Genomic DNA, 3,040 nt, shown 5'->3' on the forward strand with positions numbered 1-3,040 from the left:
GAAATGCAGTTCCTCCTCGCAACCTGGGCCGGCGCCTGCCCCACCTGCCACCGCGACATACCCACATCCATACAAACCTGACCAAGCCCTACTAGTACAGGTCCGAGCTGCGGATCGTCGCCCAGCTGATGCTCCGGCCGCCGCTGGGGTTGACGAAGACGACCTTGAGGCCGCCGAGGGCGGAGACCTGAAGGCTGGCCTTCTGCAAGGAGCTGGACTTGAAGGTGTTGGCGGACCAGCAGAGGCGGCTGTTGGCGTCGTAGACGACGAAGTTCCCGTCGCCTTGCATGATCGCCTTGTAGCCGCAGCCCCAGGTGTTGGCCTGCCACACGGGGTGGACGAGACTTGCCTCCTGGTAGGCCCGGTAGAGGACGAGGTTGCCGTCGTTCTGCAGGATCAGCTGGGTGTCTCCCGCTTCGATGTGGCCGCCGCGGTAGAGGATGCCGGGCTCGTCCATGTCCGCGGTCGGCAGGTCGTAGGCTTGCGCGGTCCCTGCCGACGCCACCGTCCCGACCAGTGCCAGCATGCCGGCCGCCATCCCGAGGGCCATGTGCCGCAGCGTCTTCGTTGTCTTCATTTCCCCGTGTGCCTCTCTCGTCTGTTCGCGCCCGTGAACGCGTGGGGCGCCCTGTGCAGGAAGGATCATGCGCGAAGGCGGTAAACAAACGATCAACGCCCACGTGGACCGGCGTCAGCCGAGGCCGGCCACCGAGCGCGTCGAGCCGGCGTCAGGCGGGGTGTGCGACGGCCGGTAGGGAGTCCGAGCGGCTCGCCGACCTGGGGTGCGAACGCGGCACAACTGTCCGACCGCCGCGTACGACCGGGTGCCGACCAGGGCTTCCGGCGCAGCGATCCGCACCACGTGAAGCACGGCTGGCACCTTCCACGACGGTGCCGCATCAGCCAGGCCCGCAGGCTCCGTCCGTTCGATCGCCGTACCAGGCTGATGAACGGGTGACTTGACGACAGACAGCGACGGGACGGCCCGCTGTTCGTGCTCCCGCACCGGATGGTGGGGTCCGCCCCGTCGGCGCCACGTGGACGACCAGCGTACGGCTACCAACGGGAGGGCGTTCACAGCGCGCCACTGCTTCCCCGATGAGAACAGGAAAGACGTATACGACGGTTGGGGCGGGTGGTTCGCGAACCTGGACTCGGCTGAGGTCAGCCACCGGAACACCACGGTCGACGTGGCGCTCGTGAAGGCCGGCAACACCGACTTCTTCAAGCCGACTGTGTGGCGGGGCGCCAGTACAAACAGTAGCGGCTCCCAAGGACAGACGAAGTCCGCGGTGGTCGGCGCCGACAGTCCGGTGGTGGGCAACATCGTGATCACCTCCGGGGCCAGTTCCGGCGAGCTGGGGGGATCCAGGTCAAGCGCAAGGTTCTCCAGTACGAGGCCCAGGACGGCAATGGCAACAGCAAGCTGTTCGGGCCTGCGTGGAGCGCGAAGCAGCAGTCGAACGGCCCGGCGGCCGGAAGGGGAGACAGCGGCGGGCCGGTGTTCGTCCCCGCGCCTGAGGGCGTCACGGCGGTCGGGATCATTTCGGCAGGTGACCAGCCGGTCTCCTGCCCCGAAGGGGGCGGCCGGTTCTGCGGGAGCGTCCTGAAGTTCGTCGACATCGCGGACGCGTCGGGCCTGCTCGAGGCACCCATTGAGTACCAGACGTCCGGCGGGGAGGCCGCAGTCCAATTCTCGCCCTCGGTCCGGGATTCCGGCAGCGAGTTGCCGTCCAGCGGCGTCCATGAGGAACTCATGTCGGCGAACAACGGATTCGAAGCCGATCTCGAAGGCGGCAGCACCGCCCCGGGTCCCGAGGTCCAGGCCGCCCGGGGCGAAGCGGAGAATCCCAACAACGAATGGGTCTTCTGGGACAAGGGCAACGGGATGTGGCAGATCGAGACGGCCTACGGTGGCGGCATGGTCATCGACCACAACCCGGATACGCACCGGACCCATCTCGCCCACGCCCAGGACGGCAACAACAACCAGCTCTGGTCGTTCCAGGGTGTGGGCGACGGCTGGAACCAGCTCGTGAACGCGGCAGGCGGCTGCCTCACCGCTGACCGGGAGGGCGACGGGCTGGGCGTGTGGGCCTGCAACTCCAACAACGCCGGCCAGAAATGGCGAGTCGGCTGACAGCGTTCGTAGCAGTACGGCTTCAGGGGTGGCGGGCCCGAGATGCCTGCCACCCCAGTGGTGCCTCTCGCGGCCTCGGGTAGGCCCCGGGGCGCCGATCGAGCGGATCTCGGCCCGGCGTACGAGGCAGCGGTCCGCCGCGCCGGGCGCAAGGCTGGTGAGCCTGTCGGCAGGATGCGGTCCCGTGCGGCGGAGGCTGAGGCCGCGAGGCTGAAGTACGAGCGGAAGCGCATGGAACCGCCCGTCCTCGCCTGGCTACAATCCCAACTCGGCACCACTCGGCACCGCCACCCCCGCCGACGACCTCACCAACCGGTACAACCGTCTCGGCGCTGCCCGCGCCGTCGCGACCGAAGTCCTGGCCGAACGCAGCGCTGGGCTGCTCGCCGACCCGCTGCGCCGCGTCGTGGACGGCGTCGTCACCGTGGATCGCGCGGCCAGCTTGACCGGCGTCGAACGTCAACTCGCCCAGCTCCAGACCACCCTGGGACCGGACGAGGCCGCGCCCAGCGACGACACCACCCCCCCACCTGGACACCGGCACCCTCGTACCTGCGCGCCGCAGCCGATGAAGCGCCCCACCGACACCACCACGGACGAGCCGGACGATGCGGACGTTACTGGCGAACTCGACACCGCGTGGCAGCAGTTGGCCGCCGCCCAGGCCGCCGTCCTCGCCGCGCTCACCTCAAAGGGCTGGCGTTAACGCACCACGCGTCGGTGCGGGCCCTGGATGAAGGCCGGCGCGGTCTCGTTCGCCGCTCTCGCGTGAGGCGCGCCGTAGTGGTGTCGCCCATCTCCGGGGCGGCCAGAGCGTGCAGCGCGAGGCCGTCCCCCTGTCCGGCCTCTGCGGCGGGCGGCAGTACGGCTGGAAGGAGCTGTGGGCCGGGTTGCCGGTCC

Annotated in this window: 3 protein-coding genes; 2 read left to right on the forward strand and 1 reads right to left on the reverse strand. The window is 69.2% G+C overall.

Translation table 11 applies throughout. The annotated features are described in order from the left end of the window. Positions 1–91 precede the first annotated feature (91 nt). Entirely contained in the window at positions 92–577 is a 486-nt protein-coding gene (locus tag ACIP37_RS37710) for a hypothetical protein (protein ID WP_400812590.1), read from the reverse strand. Positions 578–1,501: 924 nt separating this feature from the next. On the opposite strand from ACIP37_RS37710, the gene ACIP37_RS37715 reads away from it, so the two are divergent. Together ACIP37_RS37715 and ACIP37_RS37720 are read left to right on the forward strand one after the other, a co-directional pair. Further along, a complete protein-coding gene (locus ACIP37_RS37715) occupies positions 1,502–2,140 on the forward strand; it encodes an RICIN domain-containing protein (protein WP_400812588.1) in 639 nt (212 codons plus the stop codon). Positions 2,141–2,582: 442 nt separating this feature from the next. After that, a complete protein-coding gene (locus tag ACIP37_RS37720; RefSeq protein WP_363589626.1) occupies positions 2,583–2,846 on the forward strand; it encodes a hypothetical protein in 264 nt (87 codons plus the stop codon). The last annotated feature ends 194 nt before the right edge of the window (positions 2,847–3,040 follow it).

Source organism: Kitasatospora sp. NPDC088861, assembly GCF_044750105.1.
Classification (GTDB): Bacteria; Actinomycetota; Actinomycetes; order Streptomycetales; family Streptomycetaceae; genus Kitasatospora.